This window comes from Mesorhizobium sp. P5_C1, from assembly GCF_054049815.1.
On sequence record NZ_JBFULQ010001116.1, the window covers coordinates 1 to 980 of the forward strand.

2 protein-coding genes are annotated in these 980 nt (G+C 60.8%); both read right to left on the reverse strand.

From position 1 onward, the window contains the following. A partial coding sequence (locus ACXJ7R_RS34280; RefSeq protein WP_457155662.1) for an alpha/beta-hydrolase N-terminal domain-containing protein occupies window positions 1-720 on the reverse strand: 720 nt, incomplete at its 3' end. A gap of 55 nt (window positions 721-775) precedes the next feature. Beyond that, on the reverse strand, window positions 776-980 hold a 205-nt coding region (locus ACXJ7R_RS34285; protein ID WP_457155663.1), incomplete at its 5' end, for a hypothetical protein.

The window sequence follows — 980 nt, forward strand, 5'->3', positions numbered from 1 at the left end:
TATCTCGGCGGCGGTGGGTCCTGTCGCGATGAATTCGCGTCCTGCCCTTCCAAGTTCTTTCCAGCGGACGAGGGAAGCCGAGCTGCCGGTCTTGAGCGGAGATTCAGGTTGCGGTCGGTCCGGCTCGATGAGGGCGTCAACCGCCGCGAAGGACGAATCGGCCAAGTGCAGCACGTAGCGGAAGAGCACACCGTTTGCCATCGTCCAGAACAACAGTATCGCGACTGCGAAACCGATCACCTTCGAAACCCTGCGTGGGACGAAGCGGCCCAACCTTTCTGAAAACCAACGGGAGATACCTTTGAAGAGCCTGGCAAGCGCGATGACCACCAGGAACGTAGCGATCGCAATGAAACAGACCTCAACCGGATGCCCGCTCGTCACGGGTTCGAGCTGCATCAGTCGACGGATCGAGTTCTGCCATTCCGCCGCCCACCACAGAAACAGTATGGCGATGACGGCGCAAGCGGCCGCGACAGCAATCTTGAGAGAGAGCAGAAGCCGCTCACGCGGTTCCGGCAGTTCCATATAGGTCCATAGCCAGCGCCAGGCGACTCCGATGCCGTATCCGACGGCGAAACATGCCCCGGACAGCACGCCTTGGGTCAGGTAGGTGCGGGGAATGAGCGTCGGAGTAAGCGAGGCGACGAAGAACAGCGTGCCCAAAGCGAGGCCGCCGGCGGAAAGCGAGCGCCAGAACCTTGTCACCCAGCTGCGCATACGCCCGTTTCGCTTCCCTTTGGGATGAATTGTCTCGGGATGATTACGATGGGCATCATGGCTCGCTCTCGCGTTTAATAGAAGGACGCAGCTGCTGAAATTTCCGTTTGCCTCGTCCGGCAAGGCGCACCATGTACTCGGTTGAGCGTCGACCTTTCGCGCCGACGCCACCACGACCGCCAGCGTGGTCGCCTGCGACGTCAGCTTTCAGGAAGCGGCAAAGCTGGCCTCTACAGTCGAGATGCGGCGCTGAGTTGCCC